1 pseudogene is annotated in these 741 nt (G+C 40.6%); it reads right to left on the reverse strand.

Annotated features, from left to right (window positions below):
* Positions 1 to 741 (reverse strand): annotated as a pseudogene (locus tag ACQWU4_RS19570) (T9SS type A sorting domain-containing protein); the annotation flags it as partial.

The following is a 741-nucleotide window of genomic DNA, read 5'->3' on the forward strand; positions in this document are numbered from 1 at the left end:
TCATCTCCTTTTCCTCCAAAGTTCTTTTCCCATTCTGTCTTTCCATCCTTGTTAAGCTTGATGATCCAGTAATCTCCTTCACCATAGTTTTCTGTTTTCTTGGAACCTCCGGTATTACTTCTTGAATAGATCCCTAACAAGGCACCACCATCTTTGGTAGGAATTATTTTCTCTACCTCGTCCAAGCCTTTTCCGCCTAAAACGATCTGAGAAAGTTCTTTTCCATCTTTATCCAGTTTAGTAATCAGAACATCTTTGGAACCATAACCTTTTTTAGAGTTTTGTATGTTACCAGCTACAAAATATCCTAAATCTGTACTCTGAATTACGGATCTTGCTTCTTCATCTGATGCTGATCCTAAAGTTTTCTGCCACAGTTCATCTCCAAATTCATTCAATCTGATTAACCAGATATCGGAACCTCCTTTCGAATCTTCTTTCTTATCCAGTCCTTTTGAAGAATAGCTTGTACCAGCCAGAATGAACCCGCCTTCCTGAGTGGATACAGTTGCGGATAGGTAATCATGATTCTGTCCTGAGAAATATTTCTCCCAGATTTCTTCCCCCTGCTGGTTCAATTTTACAACATGAAAATCGTAACCGTTATTTTGTTTGGAGCTTGCAGACCGCAGGTTAGAACCTGCTGGTGAGCCTCCATCTGGCTGGATGCTGCTTCCGGTAATAAGATATTGCTGATCTATTGTTGTGGTAACCTGGCTTAGAAAATCCTGCGTGGAAGAC

Origin of the sequence: Chryseobacterium sp. MIQD13, from assembly GCF_050496705.1 — a bacterium.
GTDB lineage: Bacteria > Bacteroidota > Bacteroidia > Flavobacteriales > Weeksellaceae > Chryseobacterium.